This window comes from Microbacterium sp. TPU 3598 (assembly GCF_002356155.1).
Taxonomy (GTDB): Bacteria; Actinomycetota; Actinomycetes; order Actinomycetales; family Microbacteriaceae; genus Microbacterium; species Microbacterium maritypicum_A.
This window is the reverse complement of record NZ_AP017975.1, coordinates 1553585-1574643: the sequence shown is the minus strand read 5'-3', so window position 1 is coordinate 1574643 and position 21059 is coordinate 1553585. Positions and strand designations below refer to the sequence as shown.

Here is a 21059-nt window from a genome sequence, read left to right as displayed (position 1 = left end):
GCGTGTCTCAGCAGGACAGCGCCTCGGCGATCGGCACCGCCGAGTCGGCGTCGCCGTTCCCGAAGCGGATGGTCCGGCCGACCGTGCACGGTTCGTGCAGGGACGCAGCGATCACGGCAGCGACGTCGGCACGCGCGACAGCTCCACGACCGTCCGGATCGAGCTGGATCCGACCGGTGGGATCGTCGAAGGTGAGCGTGCCCGGCGCGAGGATCGTGCCCTCCAGACCGGTGCCACGCAGGTGCTCGTCGGCAGCCCACTTCGCGTCTGCATAGGGGAAGAAGGAGTCGCCTTCCGGCACACCGTGATCAGCGGTGGACCCGAGCCATGACACCATCACGTACCGTCGGACGCCCGCGCGTTCTGCCGCGTCCATGGAACGCTGCGCGGCGTCGCGGTCGACCGCGTAGGTGCGTTCGGCCGATCCGCCACCGGCGCCGGCCGACCAGACGACGGCGTCATGACCGCGGATGATCTCGGCGAGCGCCTCGACATCCATGTTCTCGATGTCGGCGACGAGCGCTTTCGCACCGCCGGCTTCGACATCGGAGGAATGGTCAGGGTTGCGGATCACCCCGGTCACCTCGTCTCCCCGTGCGACGAGGAGCGGCGCGAGCAGGAGGGCGATGCGGCCGTGGCCGCCGAAGACGATGATTCGCGACATGCCTTCACCCTACGCGCCCCCTCCGCACTCAGCGCGGGGTCTGGTCGCTGTCGATCACGAACGCCTGTGGATGGCTCGAAAGGTAGCGCACGACGATCAGCTGACCGCCGGGTATGTACGCGTCGCGGTCGGGGTACACAGCGGGGGTGAAGAAGTTGCTCTCCAGCGTGTATTCGACGCCTTCGGCCGTCGTGAACGTCACCCAGTCACCATCCAGAGTCGCCGCCGTCGGTCGACCGTTGTCATAGATGTACGCACGGGTGAGGGGCACGCCGGCGAGGCTGAGGATGCCGATCACCAGGGAGGCGAGCATGAGGAAAGCGAGGATGCGCGCGCCGATGCGCACGATTCCTCCCCCGACGCGGCCTCGCGGACGCTGATCCGCACGCAGCAGTCCCTCCCGCTCGCGGATGGCCCGCAGCTCCCCGCCGGGCATCGCTCCCCGCGCCGACAGCGCGAACAGGCCGAGGATCGAGAAACCGGCGATGAACACCATCGCGTATCCGTGCGACGCCGGGAAGTTCACGAGCCAGATGAGCGTGTCCATCGGGTTCATCGCCCCTCCTCCTTCTCGATCGTCACGGCGACGGTCTGCGGGTCCTCACGCCGATAGAACGCCCAGACCGGGGCTCCGACCTGCAGGTGCGGAATGGCCTGCGGGTACACGAAGACCGTGGTGTCCGCTTCCCAGGTCGCCGCCCCCTCCGGCGCCATCAGCACGCGCAGGGCGAGCTCGCTCTGCCCCTCACGACGCCGCCCCGTCGGTCGCACCTCGAGCACGGATGCCGTCACCGGGGTGCCGCTCGTGCGCGCCCGCACCTGCCGCGGATCGATCAGCCCCCGTTCGATCCGCCATTGCAGCATCGCGTCCCGCACCGTGGGGTCGTTCAGGTCGGCGAGCTCCACCGTGTCCTGGTCCGTGAGGCTGTACCGCACGGGTACCGGGAGCCCGACCTGCAGGCCGGCGAGATCAGAGGCGTCGACCAGCGTGCGCAGCTGCGCGATGAACTCCTCTGCGGTGCTCGGTGTCACCCGGATGAACAGGTCGTACTGCGGCACGTCGTTGACGGTGAGACCGGTGCGGGCGACCTCGACGATCGTGCCCACTCCGATCTGCGTCTCTCCGCGCACCCGCTTACGGCGCCCGAGCCCCGACAGGATCCCGCCGAAGGTCAGCAGCAGACCCCACGCCACGCCGATGATGATCGGAGCGCCCAGTGTGTCCTCTCCCGAGAACGGAAGGATCGACTGTCTCTGATCGATGCCGAACAGCCCCTCCCCGACCCAGACCACGAGCCAGGCGGACAGCAGCAGCCAGACGACGAAGAACAGGATGCGGAGCATGCCCTCAGCGTAGCCAGGAGCCGATCTGCTCCCGTGCATGGTTTCCGGTGTGCTCTTCGCACCTAGCGCTGATCACCATCACCTGGAATCAGTTCGGTCAGGGAGGGCACGAACACCAGATCCCCGGTTCCCACGCGGAGGTTTCGGCGACGGAGCAAGAAGACGAGTCCGAGCAGTACGAGAGCAAGCGCGGTGACGAAACCTCCCCCGATCTCGATACCGGTCGCAGGGAGGGGCGGTCCCGGGGGTGCTGGTGGGTTCGGAGGTGCCGGCGGTCCGGCGATGAAGTCGACGGTCGCCGTCGCGTCACCAGCGACCTCATCCACGGCAAAGCCGATCGTCGCGGTCTCGACGGTCGTCGAGGAGGTCAGCGTGGCCGTGTAGGTGCCGTCTCCGTTGTCGGTCACGGGACCGAGCGTGCCAGCGTCCGTAGACATCGTCACGACATCCCCCGCGTCGGTCACCGGGTTCCCGTTCTCGTCGAGCAAGCTCACCGTGATAGTCGAGGTCGACACCCCATCCGCGATGATCACGACAGGATCCGCGACAATCCTCGACGACCCCGCATCCGCGTTCGCGCGGACGCCGAAATCGACATCCGTGATGCTGGTGTTCGGGGCGACCCGCACCGGCAGCGGTGGGAGTATTGCGAGGCTCGTACCGGTGGGCGGCACGACGGTGACCGCGTAGCTTCCGGCCGACACGCTTGGAAACAGGTAGGTGCCGTCAGCGCTGGAGTCGGCGGTCAACACCGACGCGAGGGCGATGTCATCCCCGCCTCCGCCGTCGTCGATTCCGTTGGCGCCGTAGGAGTATCCGTCAATGATCTGGACGACAGGGCTCACGACGGGCGTGTCGCCTGCGGAGAGGTCTCCTGAGCGATCGATGTCGTGGAACACGAATCCGGATACCTCTGATGCTGCGGACTCCAGTTCGATTGCGGCGGCGGCGGTGATGGGGATCGGGATCTCGGTGACTTCGCCCCACACGTCGTTGACCATGACACCGCTGCGTGAGAGCGCCACAGCGGTGAGCGTTATGTCCATCGCCTGGACCGTACCGGGCGTCAGCTCCGGGGTTATGAAGCGGATGGCTGTGACGGTAGGAGGTTGAGCTGATACCCAGTTGATGCCGGTTGCCCCGGATGGATCGACGGCGATAGCGGCTTCGACATTCGCTGAGGGGTCTTCGGTGTATGTGACGGCCACGCCAGTGGTGCCGTCACGTGGTTCGACCGACTCGACAGAGAGGTCTCCCAGCCCCGCGGTGCCTCGGATATCGCCGGCAAAGGGGAGGACGTCCACGAAGGATGCAGTCCCTACAGAAGTCGCGAGCCTGTTCGCCCAGCCGATCGTGTAGGTGAACGGCACTCCTGGTGCGACGGCGGCGACGGATGCCGTCTTCGTTACGGTGAACTCTGCGACGGCGTTGACGATGAGCTCATCGTTGCTCGTGCGTACAGCTTCTCTGGCCGGGTCGGAGGGGCTCGCGATCACGGTGGTGGCATCACCGCTTGCCGGGAACGGGGTGGCCGGATCGAGGACTGCCGTGAAAGTGATGGGCGCCAGCGCTGTCCCTGTGGGGACAGGTCCGAGGTTCCAGGTGATGGTTTGGCCGACCCCGCCGCCGGCGCAGTTCACCGTCGCAGGTGTGATCGACGAGGGAGGGCGGGATGCGGATCCCGTCTGGAATGATGCGCACGGAGTACTGAGAGTGGTGGTGATCACGACGTCGACGGCGGTGCGCACCACGTAGTCATTGGTGACAGTGGGCGTGATGGTGATCTCGTGCGCTTCGCCCGGTTGGGCCGATTCGGTGTCCCAGGTCGTGTTTGCACGGACCTTGGCGTCAGCGGCAAGGCCGCGGGCTCCGTTCGCTCCCGTCTTCGTCGCGGGGTTGCACGACGAGTTGGCGATAGGGGCATCATCTGCGGTGAAGTTGCTGAAGATCGGTATCGGCGTCCCGGGGGCAGTGTCGATCTCTGTCCGGGTGAAAGGCACGAACAGGTTCATTCCCGTGCTTCCCGGGGCAGGGTCCAGGAAACGCACTCGCACTGCCGTGACAGCGCCGGGTCCTCCCGCCTCGGCGATGTTCGCGAACCAGCCCGCCGCGGCATCACCGGCTGAGCCGCAGTTCGGTCCCCGACGCGCCGCATCATCCGGGTAGGCCGTGTTGCCGTACTCGAGAACCACGTTGGTCGTCGAGCCGCCGTTGCGCGTCGCGTTCGGAGCACGTTCCGCGTCGATTGTGTGAAGCGCGGGATCCCAGGTGATGCAGCTTCGCGCATTGAACGCGTCCGGGCTCGCCGCTGTGGTGTTCATCGCCGCGACCCCGTAGTAGTCCTGGCCGAAATAGATGGGACCATCATTCGAGGTAGCGCTGGAAGCGTCGGGGAGCGGAGCCGAGAAGGCGGTGGAACTCGTCGTCAAAGCAGTCCCGCCTGAGAGCTGCGGAGTTCCCGCCCGCAGGACATTCACGGAGACGCAGTTCCGAGCGGGCACCGTCTCACAAGCAGCCCCAGGTTCCTGTCCGGGCGCGAAGCCACCGTAGTTCGCAGCTCCTGTGGCGCCGAGCGGCGCAAAGCCCGTCAGTTGGAACGTCCCGGTCGTCACGACGCCCACGGGGAACGATGAGGCCGGGAACCACACCACGATCCGGGACGCGGCGAAGTACGCGCCGGGATTATGGGATCCGATGTTCGTGGGGTAGCTGGAGAGAGTCTGGTCCGGGCTCTCGAACGTGACGGTGATCGGCGAGCCGGCGCCCCCGGCCTGGGCGCATACGACTGCCCCGGAGTCCACGACAGCGGAACTACCACCTCCACCACCCAGCGGCGCTTCACCTGTGTTCGTGGTGCAATTCGTCCCCGCCGCAAGCAGCCCGCCGGCGAAGTTACCCGGAAGCACGATCTGGAACGTCAAGGGCGTCGCACCGGGTTCGAGACCGCGGGTTCCCGTCGCAGAGTCGATCGGCATGAACAAATCCGCCGTCATCGCGATGTTGTATCCCGCGATGTCGCTGGAATCCCCCGGACCGTTGGCCGCCGCCGTGGCACCGGAGGTCTGCAGATCGGGTGCCAGTCGCGGCGCCGCGGACGCTGTGACGATGGCGGGGGCCGACTGGAAGGCTCCAGAGGTGACAACGGATTCCAGGAGGGATGAATCCGGGACGGTCAGGACGGTCGCCGTCACGGGGTACGCGCCGGTACCGGACGCCAGCTCGGGGAGCGTGCATGTGAGCGTTGACCCGGACGTGTCGATCGCACCTGCCCCTTCGAGGCATGAGGCCGTGGAACTCGGCTCCCAACGCATGCCGGCAGGAAGCGCTTGAATGAATGTCACATCACCTGCCGTGGCGATCGCGTACTCCCACCGGTAGGTGACCGAGTCGTTCGTTCGCACCACACCGTTCGAGGCTGACGAATCCAGACCCGGACCGTCCGATGCCGAGAAAGGGGCTGTTCCATCGGATGTCACGGAGAGCGCGACGCTTGTCAGGACACCAGGTGCTGCCGAAGCCGGAGCAGCACCGAACAGGCTTGCTGCAGCGGCCAGTGATAACACGACGACGCTGACGATCCCGCGGCGGAATCGGGCCGGCTCTTGCTCTTGGATTGCGGAGACGTTCATCGTTCCTCCAGCACATGCAGTTCTCGATCGAACTCGGCACGACCGACTGCGTCGCGGTCCTCAGTGTGACAGCCCCTCTTCGATTGCGGAACCCATCAGTTGAACAGCAGACGCGAAGCGGACGCGATCTTCTCACCGTCAGGCGTTCGCGAGCACCCGCTGGTTGTCGCGGATGAAGATCGTGCCATCTCGTTCCCACACCTCGAATACGACGAGTGAGGTCGATGCTGGCCCCGCAACGACGGCCCCAGACGCCAAGTCGAACAGCGATCCCTCGGCAGGACACATGATGAAACGCCTGGTGAGCAGGCCGTCCGAGAGCGGCGCCCGGTCATGAGGACACTGTTCCGCGAATGCATAGAGCGCATCGGCCGTTCGAGCGATGCTCACGACGGCAGCGGCGCCAGAAACACGAAAAGGCACCACCTTGCCCAGGCTCACCGACGTGCTCTGCGTCACGGCGTGGACCTCCGGCGCCTGCTTCGCGGTGCGGCGGGTCGAGCGGCGCTTTGGCAACTGTGCTGGCCGTCCGAACAGGAAGTCGAGTTCCTTCTCATCGACCTCGCGAGGCGCCAGGGTGACCTCAGTCACGCAGTGTGCGTTCGAGGGCCGCGTGCGGCGGGAGAAGACGTCCATGATGGTGTGAATCCTTGTCCTTCTCGCCGGTCCGGACCGTTTGCTCGCGGGCTGCGGAAACGGGACGTCACGGCTCGGCGTGGGTAAGAGCACCTGTAGCGGTGTCGAGTCGTCGGAGTGCATGGACCGCTGCACCGATCGTTCGGTGCAGCGTTCGGGTGTCGCTGTACTGGCCCAAGCCGAGCGCCGCATACTGAGTCCCTGTGGCCCACACGGCTCCCAGCTCCCTGTCGAATCGGATGCGATCATCCGGGGTCCGGTGGCCGAGCTTGACGGTTCCGAGGGGATCCAAATGGATCACGAAGGAGCTCTCATTCGCGTCAGCGACGCCCACTCTGAAGACAGCAGCTTTCCGGAGATCGGATCGGGTACTGATCGATACGCCAGCCTTCGCTACGACCGAGCAGACAGCGTGCAAGCGCGACCGTGTCCGGTGTCCGGCGATACGGTTACCCAAGTCCCGCGGGAGCCAGCCGGCGCCGACGCGATCCACATAGCCGACTCTGTAGCGTGGGTGGCCGAGGCCCGCCACGCGGGCCGCTTGGGGCAGATCCGGAGGGAATGCGTAGACCCGCCCGCATCCGCTCACGACGATGTCCGAGATGCGGACGGTAGAGGGCACTTCGCATGGGGTGTTGACGGCGGGTCTGATGATGCGGTCCTGAACATTGAGCGGGGGCCGACGGTCGGCTTCGCCGTCCACGCTAAGGAAGTCACCCGACAGGGATGTGTCGTTTCGTCTCGACTTGGGGGGAGAGACGCGGTGGATTAGGTATGACCAGTCGCGAGACCGCGAGGCAAGTCGACGGCTGATGCGTATGAAGCGGACGCACCGATGCTCGGTGATGCTGGTGAGGTGGGTCCGAGCTGACGTCGACTCTCAGAACCCGCTTATTTCTGGCCTACCGACCCGGCACTCGATCGCGGACGGATCTAGCGTGAGGATGTACGTTCCGAATGAGAAGGAGTTCGTCGTGTCGCAACACGCACAACAGTCCGAAGGCTCTGTCGCACCATCAGGTCGCGCGATGAAGGGCGTGAAGCTCATCGGAACGCTAGGCATCATCGGGGGCATCGCGCTCATCATCGTCGGCGTAGTGGTGTGGGTCATGGTCTCCGTGCAACTGCGTGCCGAGAACATCACGATTCCAGACGACGCGATCGCGTTCCAGGGGCAGACTGTCGCTGGCCCTTTCACCGCATTCGTTCAAGCCGACATCATCCAGCACCACGCGCTTGCAGCGTCGGACGGTAGCACCTACTCAGAGCTGGCCACCGATGATCCGGTCCGAGCGACCGTGATGAACGCCTCGTTCTTGCGTGCGTCGCTGTTCACCTCCGTCGTCTCTTTCGGCGTCGCGGCCTTCGCCATAGGCATCGGCGCGCTGTCGGCACTGTTCGGGTGGGCACTGCGGGCCCTCTCCGTTGCGAGGAGCACTGCAACGACCTGACGCTTTGCTAGCGCCCGGATGGGAGTTTCCAGGCGAGCGGCCCGTCCTCCACGTCATCGCACCCGTGCGAGGTCGCATTGGCCGAGTAGCCAGCCACCACAGGCAGGTGGCTGGCTACGCTCGTGTTCCTGCTCACGGTTGCTCCGGCGAGCATTTTTGGTGCTCAGCCGCGTAGATTCAAGTACACGGGGAGCGGAATGTGCTTCTCGCTGCGGCCTACGGTGTCCAGTACACGCCCCATCAACTTCACGGTGCGGAGCACGAGAACTCGATCGTGAATCCGCGCCGGCGGCACGTTGTCCTCGATTGCTGCCTCGATGACGTCCACGTCTGCGAGCTCGCGCATCCAGGTCACCGCGGCGAGGTCGAACGGGCCGATGGTGTGCATCACCGCCCGGCACTCCGGCATAGCGGCCAGCGTGCGAACGTCTCTCTCCCTGTGGGCCGCTGACGACGAGACAAGGAACCACGCGCATACAGGCCAGCCGGCCAAAGCCCGCGACACCTCTGTGCGGAAGCGGATCTCCCCGGATGCGGTGAGCTGTGCGAGACCAGTCCGCGCGGTGCGGATGCCAATATCCAACGCCTTGGCGACATGATCCGCCGTGGCGCGACCATCCTGCGCAAGCACCGCCGCGATGGACTCGGCAAGATCGCGGTGCGGGAGTCGGGGACGGGTGCGGGCACCTGGCCTCGCACGCCTGTCGTGCTGGTCGCCGGCGGCGCCGGCGAAGACGCGCCATCTGCTCGCATCTCGGTATGTCCAGCTCGCAGGGTACGAGCGGATGCCATCGACGAAGGGATGCGCGTCGAGCGAATCGAGGAGGAAGTCGGATAACGCCTGAGGGCTTCCGGCTATCACGGTGAGCATCAGACTCCGCGCCCCAGCGGTGACCTCGATCGTCGCGATCTCGGGGTGCGCGGCAAGTGAGGCTGCGGTGCTCGTCAGGCATCCGCTCTTGACACGCACCTCGACGAGTGCCATCCCCATCGCCAGCGAGCCATGCCCGAGCGAGAGGTTCGGTGCGACGGTCATCCATGCGACGCCTTCGTCCTTCAGCGTCTCCCACCGGCGCGCGAGCGTTGCATCGCTTGATCCCAGTGCCTGCGCGAGTGACGACCACGACGCCCGGGGGCGTGCCTGGAGTGCGCTGATCAACCGTAAGTCCAGGGCGTCGAGGGCATCATTCTTCATCGTGACCCCAGTCTGACGTCGAACTCGACATCCGGGACGGCCGCAAGCCCGTGAATATCTACCGTGATGACTGTCCAGAATCCCACGATGAAAGGTCACGAACGATGACATCCGCGGACAGAGTTCTCGTCGAACTCGATGCGATACGAGACTGGCAGGAACTGATCTACCTCGATCTTCACCGCCACCCTGAACTGAGCTCCCACGAAGAGCGCACAGTCGGGGTGACCGCACACCACCTCGACGGCTTCGGTTACGACGTGCATCACATCGGTGGTGGGGTCGTCGGAGTTCTTGCAAATGGGGACGGGCCGCGAGTGCTGCTGCGTGCCGATATGGACGCGCTCCCGGTGACGGAGCAGACCGGGTTGCCCTACGCGTCCACGGTGACGGCTCAGGATGGGGACGGGAATGCCGTCGGCGTCATGCACGCGTGCGGGCACGACATACATGTCGCTGCTCTGCTCGGTGCGGCGCGGCTGATGGCCGAACGGCAGAATGCGTGGAATGGCTCACTCATCGTCGTGTTCCAGCCGGCGGAGGAGACTGCCGCTGGAGCACAGGCGATGATCGACGCCGGGCTGCTCGACGCGATCCCTCGCCCGGATGTCGCTCTCGCCCAGCATGTGCTCGGAATCGAGACGGGCACCATCGCAGTGGTCGCTGGGCCGAGCCTGGCCTGCGCGGACAGCATCCGCATCATGATCCACGGTCAGGGTTCCCACGGTGCGATGCCGAATCTCGGCGTCGACCCCGTGATCGTCGCCGCGGCCGTGATCCAACGGCTGCAGAGCATCGTGTCCCGTGAGTTGCCACCCGGCGAGCGAGCCGTCGTCACCGTCGGCGCTGTGCACGCAGGCTCGAAGAGCAACGTCATCTCCGATCACGCGGAGCTCCTGGTGAACACCCGCGCGTATTCGTCCGATATCCGCGATCAGATCGTCGCAGCGATCGAACGGATCGTACGTGCGGAATGCGCAGCGTCCGCCTGCCCTCGAGAGCCGGAGTTCGAGTACTACGATCAATTCCCGCTCACTGACAACGACCCTGCCACGACGCAACGAGTGGCCAATGCGATGCGCCTTCGCCTCGGCGACACGCGGGTGGGTGCCCTCACACCATTGGCCGCGAGCGAGGATTTCTCTCGGATTCCGGAGGCCTTCGGCATTCCCTACACGTACTGGGGACTCGGCGGGTTCCCATCGGGGGTCGTCGCACCGCCGAACCACTCCCCTCTCTTCGCTCCCCAGATGCAGCCGACGCTGAGAACGGGCACTGAGGCGTTGGTGACTGCGGCCCTGGCATACCTCGGTGAGAACTCGGAGGCGACACGATGAGCGCCAGCACCAGCGCCACCGCGGCGCCCGACTACCGCGGCACACCGAAACTGCTCATCGGTATCGTCCTCGGCGTCTTCACCTTCTGGCTGTTCGCCGGGTCCCTTGGAACGGTCGCGCAGGAGGTCTTGGCAGACATCAACGTCGATCAGACCTACATCACCGCCGATCAGATGAACCTTGCCGTATCGATCACTGCCCTGTTCTCGGGGCTGTTCATCGTCCTCATGGGCGGAGTGGCAGATCGGGTAGGGCGGGTGAGGATCGCGATCATCGGAAACATCATCGGGATTGTCGGTTCGGTCTTGGTCGTATCCGCAGCTGGTCCCGTCGCGCTTCCGCTGATGCTCGGCGGACGTGCACTGCAGGGCTTCTCAGCCGCCCTTGTCATGCCGGCCACGATGGCCCTCGTTCGAACGTACTGGGAAGGTCCAGGACGGCAGCGCGCCGTTTCGATGTGGTCGATCGGCTCGTGGGGCGGTTCAGGACTCTCCGCGATCGTCGGAGGGCTTCTGGCCGAGCAGAACTGGCGCTGGATCTTCATCGCATCGATCGTCGTCTCGCTGGCTTCGACCGTTCTCATCTGGGGAACGCCAGAGAGCAAGGCGCCGACCACAGGACACCGGAAGTTCGACGTCCCCGGACTCGTGGCCTTCATGGTGATGACGCTGGCCCTGATGATCATCATCACGTTCGGCCGTCAGATCGGCTGGACCGCGCCGGTAACGCTGGCGCTCATGGCGGTGGTGGCAGTTTCCGCTGTGGCATTCATCCTCATCGAGCGACGTAACACCGACAATCCGTTCATCGACTTGGCGCTGTTCAAGAACATTACGTTCACAGGTGCGACGCTGTCCAACTTCATCCTGAATATGACCATCGGCCTGCTCCTCGTCTCGCAGCAGCTGTTTCGTGCTGCCGAACCGAATGGGCTGGGCTCGCTCCAAGCCAGCTTGCTCACTCTCGGCTACGCGGTCTCGATCATCGCTCTGATCCGCGTGGGCGAAAAGATGCTGCGTCGCTTCGGCCCACGCAAGCCGATGGTCTGGGGCACCCTCGTCGTCGCTCTCACCGCAGTTCTCTTGATGCCGACCAACCTTATGCTCGGCCAATATGAGATTCTCGCCGTGATCGCGTACACATTGTTCGGCGTGGGCCTGGCCTTCTATGCCACGCCGTCGACCGATGCGGCGCTTTCGAATCTGCCTGCGAGCCAGGCCGGCTCTGGTGCGGGCATCTACAAGATGGCATCGTCGCTCGGCGCCGCCATCGGCGCCGCGATCTCACTGACGATCTTCACATCGATCACAGAGGCGGGTGGCGTCCCCTGGCTGCGGGATCTGATCAGCTTCCACGGCGAGCAGGGGAACGTCGCCGTGCGTGAGGCCGCAATGGTGGCCTGCGGGGTGAACCTGATCTTCCTGGTGATCGCGATCGTTTCGATCGTCACGACCGTCCCCAGGGGGCGCAAGTACAACGACGAGGACGATTTCTCCGGGGAAAGCACCGTATCCGCGCAGAAGCGCTGAAGCCGGCGCATCGTGAGGAGGTGAGGCGCCGCCCCGGCGCCTCACCTCCTCTCGCCGTCTCAGCTTCGAGCCGGCGGTGCGCCGGACGGCCCGCTTCATCTCGCTGGGCCCCGTATGGGGAAGGCACTCGGGTCCGGCCACCTCGACGGCACGCTCACGCTGGTCGTGCTCTGGTTGTCGTCCGGCGTGATCGACTACCCAACCGGGTGTCTCAGCACGGACGAACGCCAAGACGAGCACCACGACATACCGATCCGCGGCGGTCTCCCCTGTTCGACACTCGGTGCTCTGCGCTCGGTCCTCCGCACCCGGTCCTCTACACTCAGGGCAACGACACCGACCCGAGACGGTGTTCCTCCGGACAGCAGGACGACGATGCCCACACCGCTGATCGAGCGCGAGATCACCGCGCACGTATCTCTCACCACGCCCACCGGGATGCTGAACCGGGAGGCTCTCGGCTGGTCGCGCACACCGGTTCACGACACCTCGGGTATCCCCGGCCGCGGCCACTGGGGGCGCAACAAGCGGTGGGAGTACTGGAACGTGATGACGCCGTCGCACATCGTCGCCGTCACGGTCTCGTGCGTCGACTACATGGCTCTGCACGAGTTGTGGGTGCTCGATCGCGCGACCGGTGACGACATCGACACGACGGTGATCTCGCCGGGAGGGCGCAGCGCGACGCTCCCGTCGTCTCTCGGCGCGGGGCCCACCCGAGCGCGCACGCGTCGGATCACCGTCGACATCGACGAGACCTTCGACGGAACACGCCTGCGCGCCTCCACCCCCCGCGTCTCGATCGACCTGCTGGCCGGTCGTCCGGAGGCACACGAGTCGCTCGGTGTCGTCGTGCCGTGGCGCCTCGGCGACGAGATCCCCCGTTTCCAGTACACGGTCAAAGATGTCGCACGCCCGGCCACCGGAACAGTGACGGTGGACGGAGCGGCGCACGAGGTGCCGACCGGAAGCTGGGCCGTACTGGACCACGGTCGCGGGCGCTGGCCGTATCGCGTGCGCTGGAACTGGGCTGCGGCCAGCGGTGTCGTCGACGGCCGCGTCATCGGGTTGCAGCTCGGTGCGAAGTGGACCGACGGCTCGGGTGCCACGGAGAACGCGCTGCTCGTCGACGGGCGGCTGTCGAAGATCAGTGAAGAGCTCGTGTGGGATTACGACTCCGAGCAGTTCATGCGTCCGTGGCACGTGCACGGGACGAGCGCCGACCTCGTGTTCACCCCGTTCTACGACAAGCACTCGCACACGAACGCGCTGGTGATCTCGAGCCGGACCGATCAACTGTTCGGTGTCTGGACCGGCTGGGTGCGCGACGAGAACGGAACGCGGGTGCGCGTCGACGGCATCGAGGGATTCGCGGAGGAGGTGCTCAACCGCTGGTGATGCGCACGCCTGCAGACTGCAGCGCGCGCTGCACTCCCTTCGCCGCCGAGCGACCAGCACGATTGGCGCCGATCGTGCTCGCCGACGGCCCGTAGCCGACCAACTGCACGCGGGGGTCTGCGACCGCCGTCGTACCTCGACCGTTCCGGTCGAGCTGGATGCCCCCGGCCGCACTGCGCAGGTGCAGAGGTGCGAGGTGACTGATCGCGGGGCGGAAGCCGGTGGCCCACAGGATGACGTCGACCTGCTCGAAGCTGCCGTCTGCCCAGCGCACGCCGTCGGGTTCGATCCGTTCGAACAGGGGGCGCCGGTCGGCGTAGGCACCCAGACGCTCGGCCTCCCGCTCCTGCGGGCGGAGCATGAGTCCGGTGACGCTGACCACGCTCTCGGGAGGGAGACCGGCGGCGACGCGCCGCTCGACGAGGGCGACGGCTGCGGCTCCCGCTTCCGGCGTGAAGTCGTCATGGCGCCACACCGGTTCGCGCCGGGTCACCCACAGGGTGTCGGTGATCGGCGCCAGTGCCCCGAGGAACTGCACGGCCGACGCTCCCCCGCCCACGACGAGCACCCGCTTGCCGATGAAGTGCTCGGGCCCCGGGTAGTCCACGGTGTGCAGCTGTTCACCGACGAACGTCTCCATGCCGGGGAAGTGCGGGAGGAACGGATGCGTCCAGGTGCCGGTCGCATTCACGAGGGTGCGGGTCGTCCACTCCCCCTCACGCGCCCGCACGACGAGAAGACCGTCGTGGTCCTCGACGCGCTCGACGTGCACGGGGCGGAGCACAGGGAGTTCGTGCGTCTTCTCGTATCGCGCGAAGTATGCGGGCACGGCCTCGTTGGCGCGTGCACCGTCGCGGGGCGGCGGCGTGTCGCCGGGCAGTTCGGCGACGCCGTGCACATCGCGCATCGTCAGCGCGTCCCACCGGTGCTGCCAGGCGCCGCCGGGCTGTCCGTCGGCGTCGAGAACCACATGCGAGATACCCAGCCTCGAGAGGTGGAAGGATGCCGAGAGGCCGGCCTGCCCTGCGCCGATCACCAGACTGTCGAGGATGCTCACGCCGGTTTCAACGCCCGGCGCCGCGCGCTTGTTCCTCCCCTCCGCACTCCACGGTGACGCGCCCGGGATGCCCTCCCCGATTGGTGTTCGCGTCGATTCGTGTAGTACTCTTTTCAAGTTGCTCCGGCTGGTCCGGAACAGCGTCTGGGCCTGTGGCGCAGCTGGTAGCGCACCTGCATGGCATGCAGGGGGTCAGGGGTTCGAGTCCCCTCAGGTCCACAGAAGAAGCCCCCGGTTCTCCGGGGGCTTTCTTCGTTTCACGCGGTAGTGACCAGGAGGCACGATGACGCACACGCCCCTGGGCTACGCGGATCGTGTGCGTGCGTCGCGGGGATATCGGACGGTGAGCCAGCTCATCGCGGACGACCTCAACGTCTTCCTCGACCCTTTCTCCGCCCTCCTCTCCGCGCACGCCGAGATCGGGACCGGCAATGTGTTCTGTCCGAACGTCCGCATCGACGCCGACCCCGGCACTCTCCTCATCGGTGACGACAACCGCTTCTTCGAGGGCACCCGAATCGAGGCGACCGGCGGCGGACGCGTGAGCATCGGCACCGACAACGAGTTCGGCCCGCATGCGGTGGCTCTGCTCGCGAACCGTTCCGATTCCGTGATCACGATCGGCAGCCGGGTGCGTCTGATCGGGAGGATCGACCTCGCCGGCGCTTCCACTCTGGGCGATGGATCGCAGATCCTCGGCGATGTCACGGCGGTGAACGTCGCGCTCACGAGCGGCGGGAGCCACCGCGACCCCGATCCTGACCTGCGCGGCGCCGTGCTCAAAGGACGAGGCCGGGCCACCGGACTCGCGCTGGCTCGCGGCCACGTCATCAATGCAGACGGTGATTTCGGCACCGCAGCCGTAGAGGCCCAATCGGTCTATCACCCTCGATCCGCCGGATGACCGCGTCGCGTCGGCTCGCTAGCGCGCGTCTGCACGAGCGTCAACCCGATTCCGACCGCACGCCCCGCGTTCTACCGTGAACCCATCTCGACGAAAGGATGCGATCATGTCGAACCCGATCATTCCCCCGGTTCCCCCGCTCCCCCATGACGACGACCCGACCGACCCGACGGGTGTGCCGACGAGGGAGGTCGACGGCGAGCGTGTTCTCGATCCGGATGTCGATGACGCGCTCGTCGACAGCGCCGAGGCCGACCGCGTCGCTGCCGGCGCGGACGAGCACGACGACGGCCCCGACGCCTGACCGCACACCCTCGCCGGCCCGCAGCGCACCGGTCGCCGCCACCCGCGCCCCGTAGACTTGCTCTCATGGCACCGGTGGCGGCGACGTGGTCCGGAAGAGGCTCATCGAGCGTCTTCCGGGGTGTGCTGTCGGGCGCGCTCCTCGTCGCCGCGGTCATCCTGGGGCTGCTGGGGATGCACACCCTGAATCTGCACGGCACTGCGGCGGCCGACACTCCGGCGGCGGCGATTTCGGCGGCGATGACCGTGTCCGAGCCGGTATCCGCGCATCACGGCACCGCAGAGGCGCAGGCGCACCCGTCCGAAGACCCGTCCGGCACGACCGCGATGTCCTGCGCAGGCTGCGGCACCGATGATCACGCCGGCATGGCGATGATGTGCGTCCTCGCGCTCCTCCTCGCCCTCGTGCTCCTCATCGCGCCCGGAGTGCTTCGCGGCTGGACGGCGATGCTCCTCCGCTCGCCCCTTCTCGAGGTCCTGGCCGCGCGGGTCCTCCCCCGCGCCCCTTCTCTGCACGTTCTCTGCATCAGTCGCACCTGAGCAGCCGTCGAGCCCGCGCTCTCGCGCCACGGCTCCAGGCCTCTCACCCTCGCGCGCCGCCGTCCGGCGTGTGCGCAACGACTATGCGTATTTGGAGAACACACCCATGAAGATTCGTGCTGCGGCAACCGCCGCACTCACCCTGTCCGCCGTTCTGCTGCTGTCCGGCTGCGCGACCGGCACCGACGACGCTTCCATGCCCGGCATGGACCACAGCTCGTCGTCACCATCGGCCGGCATGAGCGATGCCGACGTCAACGATGCCGACGTCATGTTCGCCTCGATGATGATCGTGCACCACGAGCAGGCGATCGAGATGAGCGACATCGTGCTCGGAGTGGAGGGGATCGACCCCGAGGTGGCCGAACTCGCCCAGCGGATCAAGGCCGCGCAGGGCCCGGAGATCGAACAGCTCGAGGGCTGGTTGGACGATTGGGGCATCGGCTCCGACGACCGCGACGCGAACGGGATGGACCACGGCGACGGGATGATGAGCGACGACGACCTCGCCGCGCTCCGCTCCGCCGACGGTCCCGAAGCGTCGCGCCTGTTCCTCGACCAGATGATCGTGCACCACGAGGGAGCCGTCGAGATGGCGCGGGCGGAGGTCGACGGCGGGAGCGATCCGGAAGCGATCGAACTCGCCCAGACGATCATCGACGCGCAGACCGAGGAGATCCAGGAGATGAAGGACCTCCTCTCCACCCTCTGAACCCATTTCGGGGTCGGTGTCGGCGTATCCCCGCCCACACCGGCCCCACCTCGCACGAAGGACCGTCCCCATGAACCATCCCCTCCCCTCCACCACGTCTCCCGCCTCTCCGTCGGTCTCCGCATCACCCCGACGACGGAGGCTGTCCGCAGGGCTCGCCGCGTTGGCCGTCGCCGGAATCGCCCTGTCCGGGTGCGCGCCCGCCGTCTCCCCCGCCGACGTCGACTCGGTGGCGTCGGCGCGGGACCTGCTCGCCGCGCACGATCTCGTGGGGCTCGACGTCGGCGAGGTGATCGAACGACTCGACGCGATGCCCGTGGCGGACCGCCCGGACGATCTCCTCGCATCCGTCGAACCCGACGCGCTCCTGCTGCGTGACACCACCGGCCGGGAGAGTAGGCTGCCGATGCCCGACGACGCGGTGTACATCTCGGTCGCACCATTCCGCGAACAGACCCATGAGTGCCACTTCCACAGCCTCACGACGTGCGTCGGCGAGCTCTCCGACACCGAGATGCGCATCGTCCTCACCGCCGACGACGGGACGGTGCTCATCGACGAGATGCGCCGCACCCACGACAACGGGTTCACCGGCGTCTGGGTGCCTCGGGGAATCGAGGCGACGCTGACCGTCGAGAGCGCCGGCCTGACGGGCACCGTGCCGCTGTCGACCACGTCGCCGGACGATCGCACGTGCGTGACCGATCTGCAGCTGCTGTGATCCCGCACGTGGCCGCCTGAGCTCCGCAACGCGGCATGGAGGAAGCGCACCCCCTCGGAGATCGAGGAGGTGCGCTTCTTCGTTCGCTGTCCGTGCCGCGGGACGACTAGGTCGCCAGCAGCGGCGGCCGATGGGGGATGGAGATCGGACGTGTGGCCCTGCTCGAACCACGCATCCTCTCGACATCCTCGAGCACCTCGAATGCGGTTCCATAACGCGTGGCGAGCGGCAGGTCACGCAGCCAGGTCACCTCGACCTCGGTCTCGGCGAGTTCGTACACGCACGCGACGACATGGCGCGGGTCGTTGGGCGAGTATCGAAGGTCGTTGATCACCCATTCCGACGCCGTGATGCGATTCAGCATGAAACGCGGATCCGGAAGTTCAGACATGTGGGGCCCTCCAGGACTCTCTCTCCCTAGAGAGTGCGACACAGACCGCGCCCGGGAAAGCCCCTTGACACCACGCGCGGAGGGTGCCGTCACGGAAACCCGGGGCTACGACCCGGCGTCCACAGCCCCTGCCGAGGCCACCTGGGCCCGCCACCACGGCGTCTCGATGAAGCCGCGCTTCATGAAGACGAGCTCCATCGCCGCATTCCATCCGCGAACTCCCTTGAGGTGCGCGATGGTCCCGGTGAGGAAGTCGTGCAGGGTCTCGGTGCTCGGAAGGATGATCTCGCAATAGAGCGAGTTCTCCTCCAACGCCGCGGCGAGGAATCGCACCGACACGTGATGGGCGAGCGTCTGGGCGACGGAGGCGATCCGCGACGGTTCTACCCGCAGGATCAACAGTGTCTCGGCACTCATCCCCAGTGCCGATGCCGGCACCATCGTCACGGTGGTCAGGCATCCGGCGTTGCGCATCCGCTCGTAGCGACGGCGCACGCTGCTCTCGTTCATGTCGAGCGTGTCGCCGATCGACTGGAACGACGCACGGCCGTTGTGACGCAGCTCTTCGACGATGGCCCGGTCGGCGTCATCGAAGTGCGTGGGATCGCAAGTGTTCGGCGCGGGCATGTACGACTGCGGGTCGCTTGCAGCCTCGGCATGGGCGTCGTAGAGCTGCCGCCCCCAGTCGAAGCTCACCTTGTACGTGTGCACGACCAGGTCGCTGCGCCACCGTTCGACGCCCGGGATCGCCTGCAGATCGGTGAGGACATGCGCATACGTCGCGGAGTCGCCCGGGATGACGACCTCGGCGAACACGTCGAACTTGCCGGTCACCAAGGTCACGAAGCGCACGTAGGGCGAGCCGATCAGCGCCTGCGCGACACTCAACTGCGACCCCGGTGTGCAGTTGATGCGCACGAAGAAGGTCTCCACGTGCCCTTCGCTGCCCAGGGTCGGCACGATCCCTACACGCACCAGCCCTTCCGCCAGCAGCTGCTGGCCGCGTCGCGTGACGGTCGAGACCGATGCTCCGGCGAACTCCGCGATCGATGTCCAGCTTGCGCGCCCGTCCTGCTGCAGCGCTACGACGATCCGTCGGTCGAGGTCGTTCACTTCTCTCGTCAGGTGAACACTGCTCATCGGGTCGGCGGGTACACCCGGTGCAGGAACGTGCGCACGGTCTTCGTCCACGCCTCTGCCTCCTCGATCTGCGGGGAGTGCCCCGATTTCTCGAACACCACCATCTCGGAGTCCGGGATGAGATCGGCGATCGTCTGGCTACACGATACTGGCGTGATCCAGTCCGTCCGGCCCACGGTGATGAGTGTCGGCACACCGATCTCGTGCAGCCGTGGCTTGAGGTCATAATTCGGAAGGTTCACCGAGAAGGCGTAGTTGTGCGCGCGGTAGCGGTACGGCGTGGCCTGCACCTTGCGCTCGGTCGCCTCCGGATCGTAGACGAAGTCGTACAGAGGCAGGATCTCGCGCCAGCAGTCCTTGAGGTCTTCGTCGTCGTGGACCTGTCCCACGTCGATGCGATCGAACTTCTCCATGTCGATCGTCACGCGGTCGGAGGCGAGCGCGTTCTCGCGAGCCAGATGGGCGTTGGAGTTGTCCGGCGAAGTGTCGCGCAGCACGATGGCCGCCACCCGCTCCGGGTATCGCAGCGCGTACTCCATGGCCATGAAGCCGCCGTACGAGCCCCCCGCCATCACGATCTTCTCGGCGCCGATCCATTCCCGCAGACCATCGATGTCCGCCGCCCACTGCTCGTGGCTGTAGACGCCTTCCCCGTCGCTCTGGCCGCTCCCGCGCGCATCGAACACCACGACGCGGTACTCGTCGGCCAGGCGCCCGAAGCTGGCACGCGGTTCCGCACGGGAACCGAGACCAGGAGCACCGTGGTGGGTGATGATGACGGGCGCCCCCTCAGGACCGAGCACCTCGACGGCCAGGTGGTTGCCGTTGATCTCGACCCACTCGTGGGTGCTGGTGGCTGCGGCGAACTCCGGCGATACCGGCGGTGTCGATGTCATGTTCTCTTCTCTCTCTCGGATTCCGGGGCGTCAGAGCGCGATGATGCAGTCGTCGAGACTGCGGGGGTAGGTGGTCAGAGGTTCGGCGCCGGTGTCCGTCACGAGCATGCTGTCGCTGATGCGGTACCCCGCGTGCCGTGGGACGTAGATGCCCGGCTCGTTCGAGACGACCATGCCCGCCTCCAGCAGCGTCGCATCGCCGTCTTCCAGCCAGGGCGCCTCGTGCATGCCGAGACCGATTCCGTGTCCTTGACGATGCCGGATGAACGCGCCGAGTCCGGCACCGCGGATCACGTCGAGACAGAGGCGGTTGGCTTCGCGACACTCGAGCCCGGCGCGGATGGTCTCACGCCCGAGCTGCTGCGCCGCGTTGATCGTGTCGTGGTAGCGCCGCTGCTCCGCCGTGGGCTCGCCCAGCACGAAGGTGCGCTCGCCCTCGATGAAGCGACCGCCCACCGCGCAGCCCAACGACAGCATGAAGGTGTCGCCGGCTTTGAGGCGGTTCACCGAAGGGAGCCCGTGCGGGAAGGCGGAGTTCGCGCCGGAGTAGACCAGCCCGCCGGCGAGCAGGGAGGCCACCACCACGTTGCGGTGCTCTGCGTACATGATGCCGGTACCCGTCGCCGTGACGTGACGCTCGAGCTCGGCCTCGGTGGGGAGCTCTCCCCCGGCTGCGACGGCCTCGACCACCAGCGAAACCCCGGCCTCGAGCATCCGATCCGTCACGCGGGCGGCCTCGCGGTGCAGGGTCACCTCCTCGGGGAACTTCACGAAACGGGCGCGGGTCAACAGATCCGAGGCGACGAGATCGGCTCCGGGCATCGCCTCCCTCACCGCCGAGAGACGGGAGAACGGCATGGACGACGCGAACCCGACCCGCCCCCGCGGCGAGACCGCGCGAGCCAGAGCCTCGAACGGTGCAACGACTCCGGGGAACTCGAAGAACGCCACCAGTTCTGCCCTCGCGGACTGCGACTCTGCGTACTCGCGTTCCAGTTCGGGCAACAGCATCACCACCCTGCCGTTCGCCTCGATCCAGATCGCCACCGGACGCTCGGAAGGGTGGTGGAAGAAGCCGGTGAGGTACGCGATGTCCTCCGGATGGTCGGTGAGGAAGGCGTCGAAGCCCTGCGCCCCCATCCGGTCGCGGACACCGGTCTGCACGCGATCGAAGAACTCGGGCGCGAGCCGCTGATCGAACTCGGTCATCTC

General features: G+C 66.5%; 20 protein-coding genes and 1 tRNA gene. 10 read left to right on the top strand and 11 right to left on the bottom strand.

Annotated features, from left to right (window positions below):
- Nucleotides 1-7: 7 nt before the first annotated feature.
- The 5 genes from MST3598_RS07445 to MST3598_RS18380 all read right to left on the bottom strand — a co-directional run bounded on the left by MST3598_RS07445 (nucleotide 8) and on the right by MST3598_RS18380 (nucleotide 6228).
- Complete coding sequence (locus MST3598_RS07445) at nucleotides 8-664, bottom strand: NAD(P)H-binding protein (protein WP_021198545.1); 657 nt, start codon at nucleotides 662-664, stop codon at nucleotides 8-10.
- A 28-nt stretch (nucleotides 665-692) separates the two neighbouring features.
- Nucleotides 693-1220 carry a hypothetical protein gene (locus MST3598_RS07440; RefSeq protein ID WP_021198544.1) on the bottom strand — a complete coding sequence of 176 codons (528 nt, stop codon included), beginning with the start codon at nucleotides 1218-1220 and terminating at the stop codon, nucleotides 693-695.
- A complete protein-coding gene (locus tag MST3598_RS07435; protein ID WP_029260196.1) occupies nucleotides 1217-2008 on the bottom strand; it encodes a hypothetical protein in 792 nt (263 codons plus the stop codon). Before MST3598_RS07435 ends, MST3598_RS07440 begins: the two co-directional genes overlap by 4 nt.
- Nucleotides 2009-2070: 62 nt before the next feature.
- Nucleotides 2071-5637: an Ig-like domain-containing protein gene (locus MST3598_RS07430; protein WP_096359504.1), complete on the bottom strand. Its 3567-nt coding sequence runs from the start codon at nucleotides 5635-5637 to the stop codon at nucleotides 2071-2073.
- Nucleotides 5638-5775: 138 nt separating this feature from the next.
- Entirely contained in the window at nucleotides 5776-6228 is a 453-nt protein-coding gene (locus MST3598_RS18380; protein ID WP_157749861.1) for a Rieske (2Fe-2S) protein, read from the bottom strand.
- Nucleotides 6229-7217: 989 nt separating this feature from the next.
- Here MST3598_RS18380 and MST3598_RS07420 point away from each other — a divergent pair.
- Entirely contained in the window at nucleotides 7218-7724 is a 507-nt protein-coding gene (locus MST3598_RS07420) for an aromatic ring-opening dioxygenase LigA (protein ID WP_231479818.1), read from the top strand.
- Nucleotides 7725-7887: 163 nt separating this feature from the next.
- On the opposite strand, the gene MST3598_RS07415 is transcribed toward MST3598_RS07420, so the two are convergent.
- Entirely contained in the window at nucleotides 7888-8919 is a 1032-nt protein-coding gene (locus tag MST3598_RS07415; protein ID WP_029260191.1) for an Lrp/AsnC family transcriptional regulator, read from the bottom strand.
- A gap of 104 nt (nucleotides 8920-9023) precedes the next feature.
- On the opposite strand from MST3598_RS07415, the gene MST3598_RS07410 reads away from it, so the two are divergent.
- The 3 genes from MST3598_RS07410 (at nucleotide 9024) to MST3598_RS07400 (ending at nucleotide 13183) form a co-directional block, all read left to right on the top strand.
- Nucleotides 9024-10256, top strand: coding sequence for an amidohydrolase (locus tag MST3598_RS07410; protein WP_029260190.1), 1233 nt, complete (start codon nucleotides 9024-9026; stop codon nucleotides 10254-10256).
- On the top strand, nucleotides 10253-11785 hold the full coding sequence (locus MST3598_RS07405) for an MFS transporter (protein ID WP_051671190.1): 1533 nt from the start codon (nucleotides 10253-10255) through the stop codon (nucleotides 11783-11785). The genes MST3598_RS07410 and MST3598_RS07405 overlap by 4 nt, the downstream gene beginning before the upstream one ends.
- Before the next feature lie 375 nt (nucleotides 11786-12160).
- Entirely contained in the window at nucleotides 12161-13183 is a 1023-nt protein-coding gene (locus MST3598_RS07400) for a DUF2804 domain-containing protein (protein WP_029260188.1), read from the top strand.
- Here the strand turns inward: MST3598_RS07400 and MST3598_RS07395 are convergent.
- Nucleotides 13170-14240 carry an NAD(P)-binding domain-containing protein gene (locus MST3598_RS07395; RefSeq protein ID WP_029260187.1) on the bottom strand — a complete coding sequence of 357 codons (1071 nt, stop codon included), beginning with the start codon at nucleotides 14238-14240 and terminating at the stop codon, nucleotides 13170-13172. The two genes, MST3598_RS07400 and MST3598_RS07395, sit on opposite strands and share 14 nt — an antisense overlap.
- Nucleotides 14241-14386: 146 nt before the next feature.
- Here MST3598_RS07395 and MST3598_RS07390 point away from each other — a divergent pair.
- From MST3598_RS07390 to MST3598_RS07365, 6 genes are all read left to right on the top strand, one after another.
- A tRNA-Ala gene (locus tag MST3598_RS07390) sits at nucleotides 14387-14459 on the top strand.
- A gap of 64 nt (nucleotides 14460-14523) precedes the next feature.
- Nucleotides 14524-15144, top strand: coding sequence for a hypothetical protein (locus MST3598_RS07385; protein WP_029260186.1), 621 nt, complete (start codon nucleotides 14524-14526; stop codon nucleotides 15142-15144).
- Between the two features lie 106 nt (nucleotides 15145-15250).
- On the top strand, nucleotides 15251-15448 hold the full coding sequence (locus MST3598_RS07380; RefSeq protein ID WP_029260185.1) for a hypothetical protein: 198 nt from the start codon (nucleotides 15251-15253) through the stop codon (nucleotides 15446-15448).
- 65 nt (nucleotides 15449-15513) lie between these two features.
- Complete coding sequence (locus MST3598_RS07375; protein ID WP_051671189.1) at nucleotides 15514-15987, top strand: DUF6153 family protein; 474 nt, start codon at nucleotides 15514-15516, stop codon at nucleotides 15985-15987.
- Between the two features lie 106 nt (nucleotides 15988-16093).
- Nucleotides 16094-16699, top strand: coding sequence for a DUF305 domain-containing protein (locus MST3598_RS07370; RefSeq protein WP_029260183.1), 606 nt, complete (start codon nucleotides 16094-16096; stop codon nucleotides 16697-16699).
- 70 nt (nucleotides 16700-16769) lie between these two features.
- Nucleotides 16770-17420, top strand: a complete 651-nt coding sequence (locus MST3598_RS07365) for a CueP family metal-binding protein (protein ID WP_051671188.1) — start codon at nucleotides 16770-16772, stop codon at nucleotides 17418-17420.
- 106 nt (nucleotides 17421-17526) lie between these two features.
- Here the strand turns inward: MST3598_RS07365 and MST3598_RS07360 are convergent, their stop codons facing one another.
- The 4 genes from MST3598_RS07360 to MST3598_RS07345 form a co-directional block, all read right to left on the bottom strand.
- On the bottom strand, nucleotides 17527-17811 hold the full coding sequence (locus MST3598_RS07360; protein ID WP_021198535.1) for a hypothetical protein: 285 nt from the start codon (nucleotides 17809-17811) through the stop codon (nucleotides 17527-17529).
- 105 nt (nucleotides 17812-17916) lie between these two features.
- Nucleotides 17917-18924 carry an Lrp/AsnC family transcriptional regulator gene (locus MST3598_RS07355; protein WP_021198534.1) on the bottom strand — a complete coding sequence of 336 codons (1008 nt, stop codon included), beginning with the start codon at nucleotides 18922-18924 and terminating at the stop codon, nucleotides 17917-17919.
- 23 nt (nucleotides 18925-18947) lie between these two features.
- Nucleotides 18948-19847: an alpha/beta fold hydrolase gene (locus MST3598_RS07350; RefSeq protein ID WP_021198533.1), complete on the bottom strand. Its 900-nt coding sequence runs from the start codon at nucleotides 19845-19847 to the stop codon at nucleotides 18948-18950.
- A gap of 30 nt (nucleotides 19848-19877) precedes the next feature.
- Nucleotides 19878-21056, bottom strand: a complete 1179-nt coding sequence (locus tag MST3598_RS07345; protein WP_029260179.1) for a M24 family metallopeptidase — start codon at nucleotides 21054-21056, stop codon at nucleotides 19878-19880.
- Nucleotides 21057-21059 lie beyond the last annotated feature (3 nt).

What these genes read in the sequence shown, in the direction of transcription:
- MST3598_RS07445 (WP_021198545.1), bottom strand. Translation starts at nt 664, where the DNA reads ATGTCGCGAATCATCGTCTTCGGCGGCCACGGCCGCATCGCCCTCCTG.
- MST3598_RS07440 (WP_021198544.1), bottom strand. Translation starts at nt 1,220, where the DNA reads ATGAACCCGATGGACACGCTCATCTGGCTCGTGAACTTCCCGGCGTCG.
- MST3598_RS07435 (WP_029260196.1), bottom strand. Translation starts at nt 2,008, where the DNA reads ATGCTCCGCATCCTGTTCTTCGTCGTCTGGCTGCTGCTGTCCGCCTGG.
- MST3598_RS07430 (WP_096359504.1), bottom strand. Translation starts at nt 5,637, where the DNA reads ATGAACGTCTCCGCAATCCAAGAGCAAGAGCCGGCCCGATTCCGCCGC.
- MST3598_RS07420 (WP_231479818.1), top strand. Translation starts at nt 7,218, where the DNA reads ATGTACGTTCCGAATGAGAAGGAGTTCGTCGTGTCGCAACACGCACAA.
- MST3598_RS07415 (WP_029260191.1), bottom strand. Translation starts at nt 8,919, where the DNA reads ATGAAGAATGATGCCCTCGACGCCCTGGACTTACGGTTGATCAGCGCA.
- MST3598_RS07410 (WP_029260190.1), top strand. Translation starts at nt 9,024, where the DNA reads ATGACATCCGCGGACAGAGTTCTCGTCGAACTCGATGCGATACGAGAC.
- MST3598_RS07405 (WP_051671190.1), top strand. Translation starts at nt 10,253, where the DNA reads ATGAGCGCCAGCACCAGCGCCACCGCGGCGCCCGACTACCGCGGCACA.
- MST3598_RS07400 (WP_029260188.1), top strand. Translation starts at nt 12,161, where the DNA reads ATGCCCACACCGCTGATCGAGCGCGAGATCACCGCGCACGTATCTCTC.
- MST3598_RS07385 (WP_029260186.1), top strand. Translation starts at nt 14,524, where the DNA reads ATGACGCACACGCCCCTGGGCTACGCGGATCGTGTGCGTGCGTCGCGG.
- MST3598_RS07380 (WP_029260185.1), top strand. Translation starts at nt 15,251, where the DNA reads ATGTCGAACCCGATCATTCCCCCGGTTCCCCCGCTCCCCCATGACGAC.
- MST3598_RS07375 (WP_051671189.1), top strand. Translation starts at nt 15,514, where the DNA reads ATGGCACCGGTGGCGGCGACGTGGTCCGGAAGAGGCTCATCGAGCGTC.
- MST3598_RS07370 (WP_029260183.1), top strand. Translation starts at nt 16,094, where the DNA reads ATGAAGATTCGTGCTGCGGCAACCGCCGCACTCACCCTGTCCGCCGTT.
- MST3598_RS07365 (WP_051671188.1), top strand. Translation starts at nt 16,770, where the DNA reads ATGAACCATCCCCTCCCCTCCACCACGTCTCCCGCCTCTCCGTCGGTC.
- MST3598_RS07360 (WP_021198535.1), bottom strand. Translation starts at nt 17,811, where the DNA reads ATGTCTGAACTTCCGGATCCGCGTTTCATGCTGAATCGCATCACGGCG.
- MST3598_RS07350 (WP_021198533.1), bottom strand. Translation starts at nt 19,847, where the DNA reads ATGACATCGACACCGCCGGTATCGCCGGAGTTCGCCGCAGCCACCAGC.
- MST3598_RS07345 (WP_029260179.1), bottom strand. Translation starts at nt 21,056, where the DNA reads ATGACCGAGTTCGATCAGCGGCTCGCGCCCGAGTTCTTCGATCGCGTG.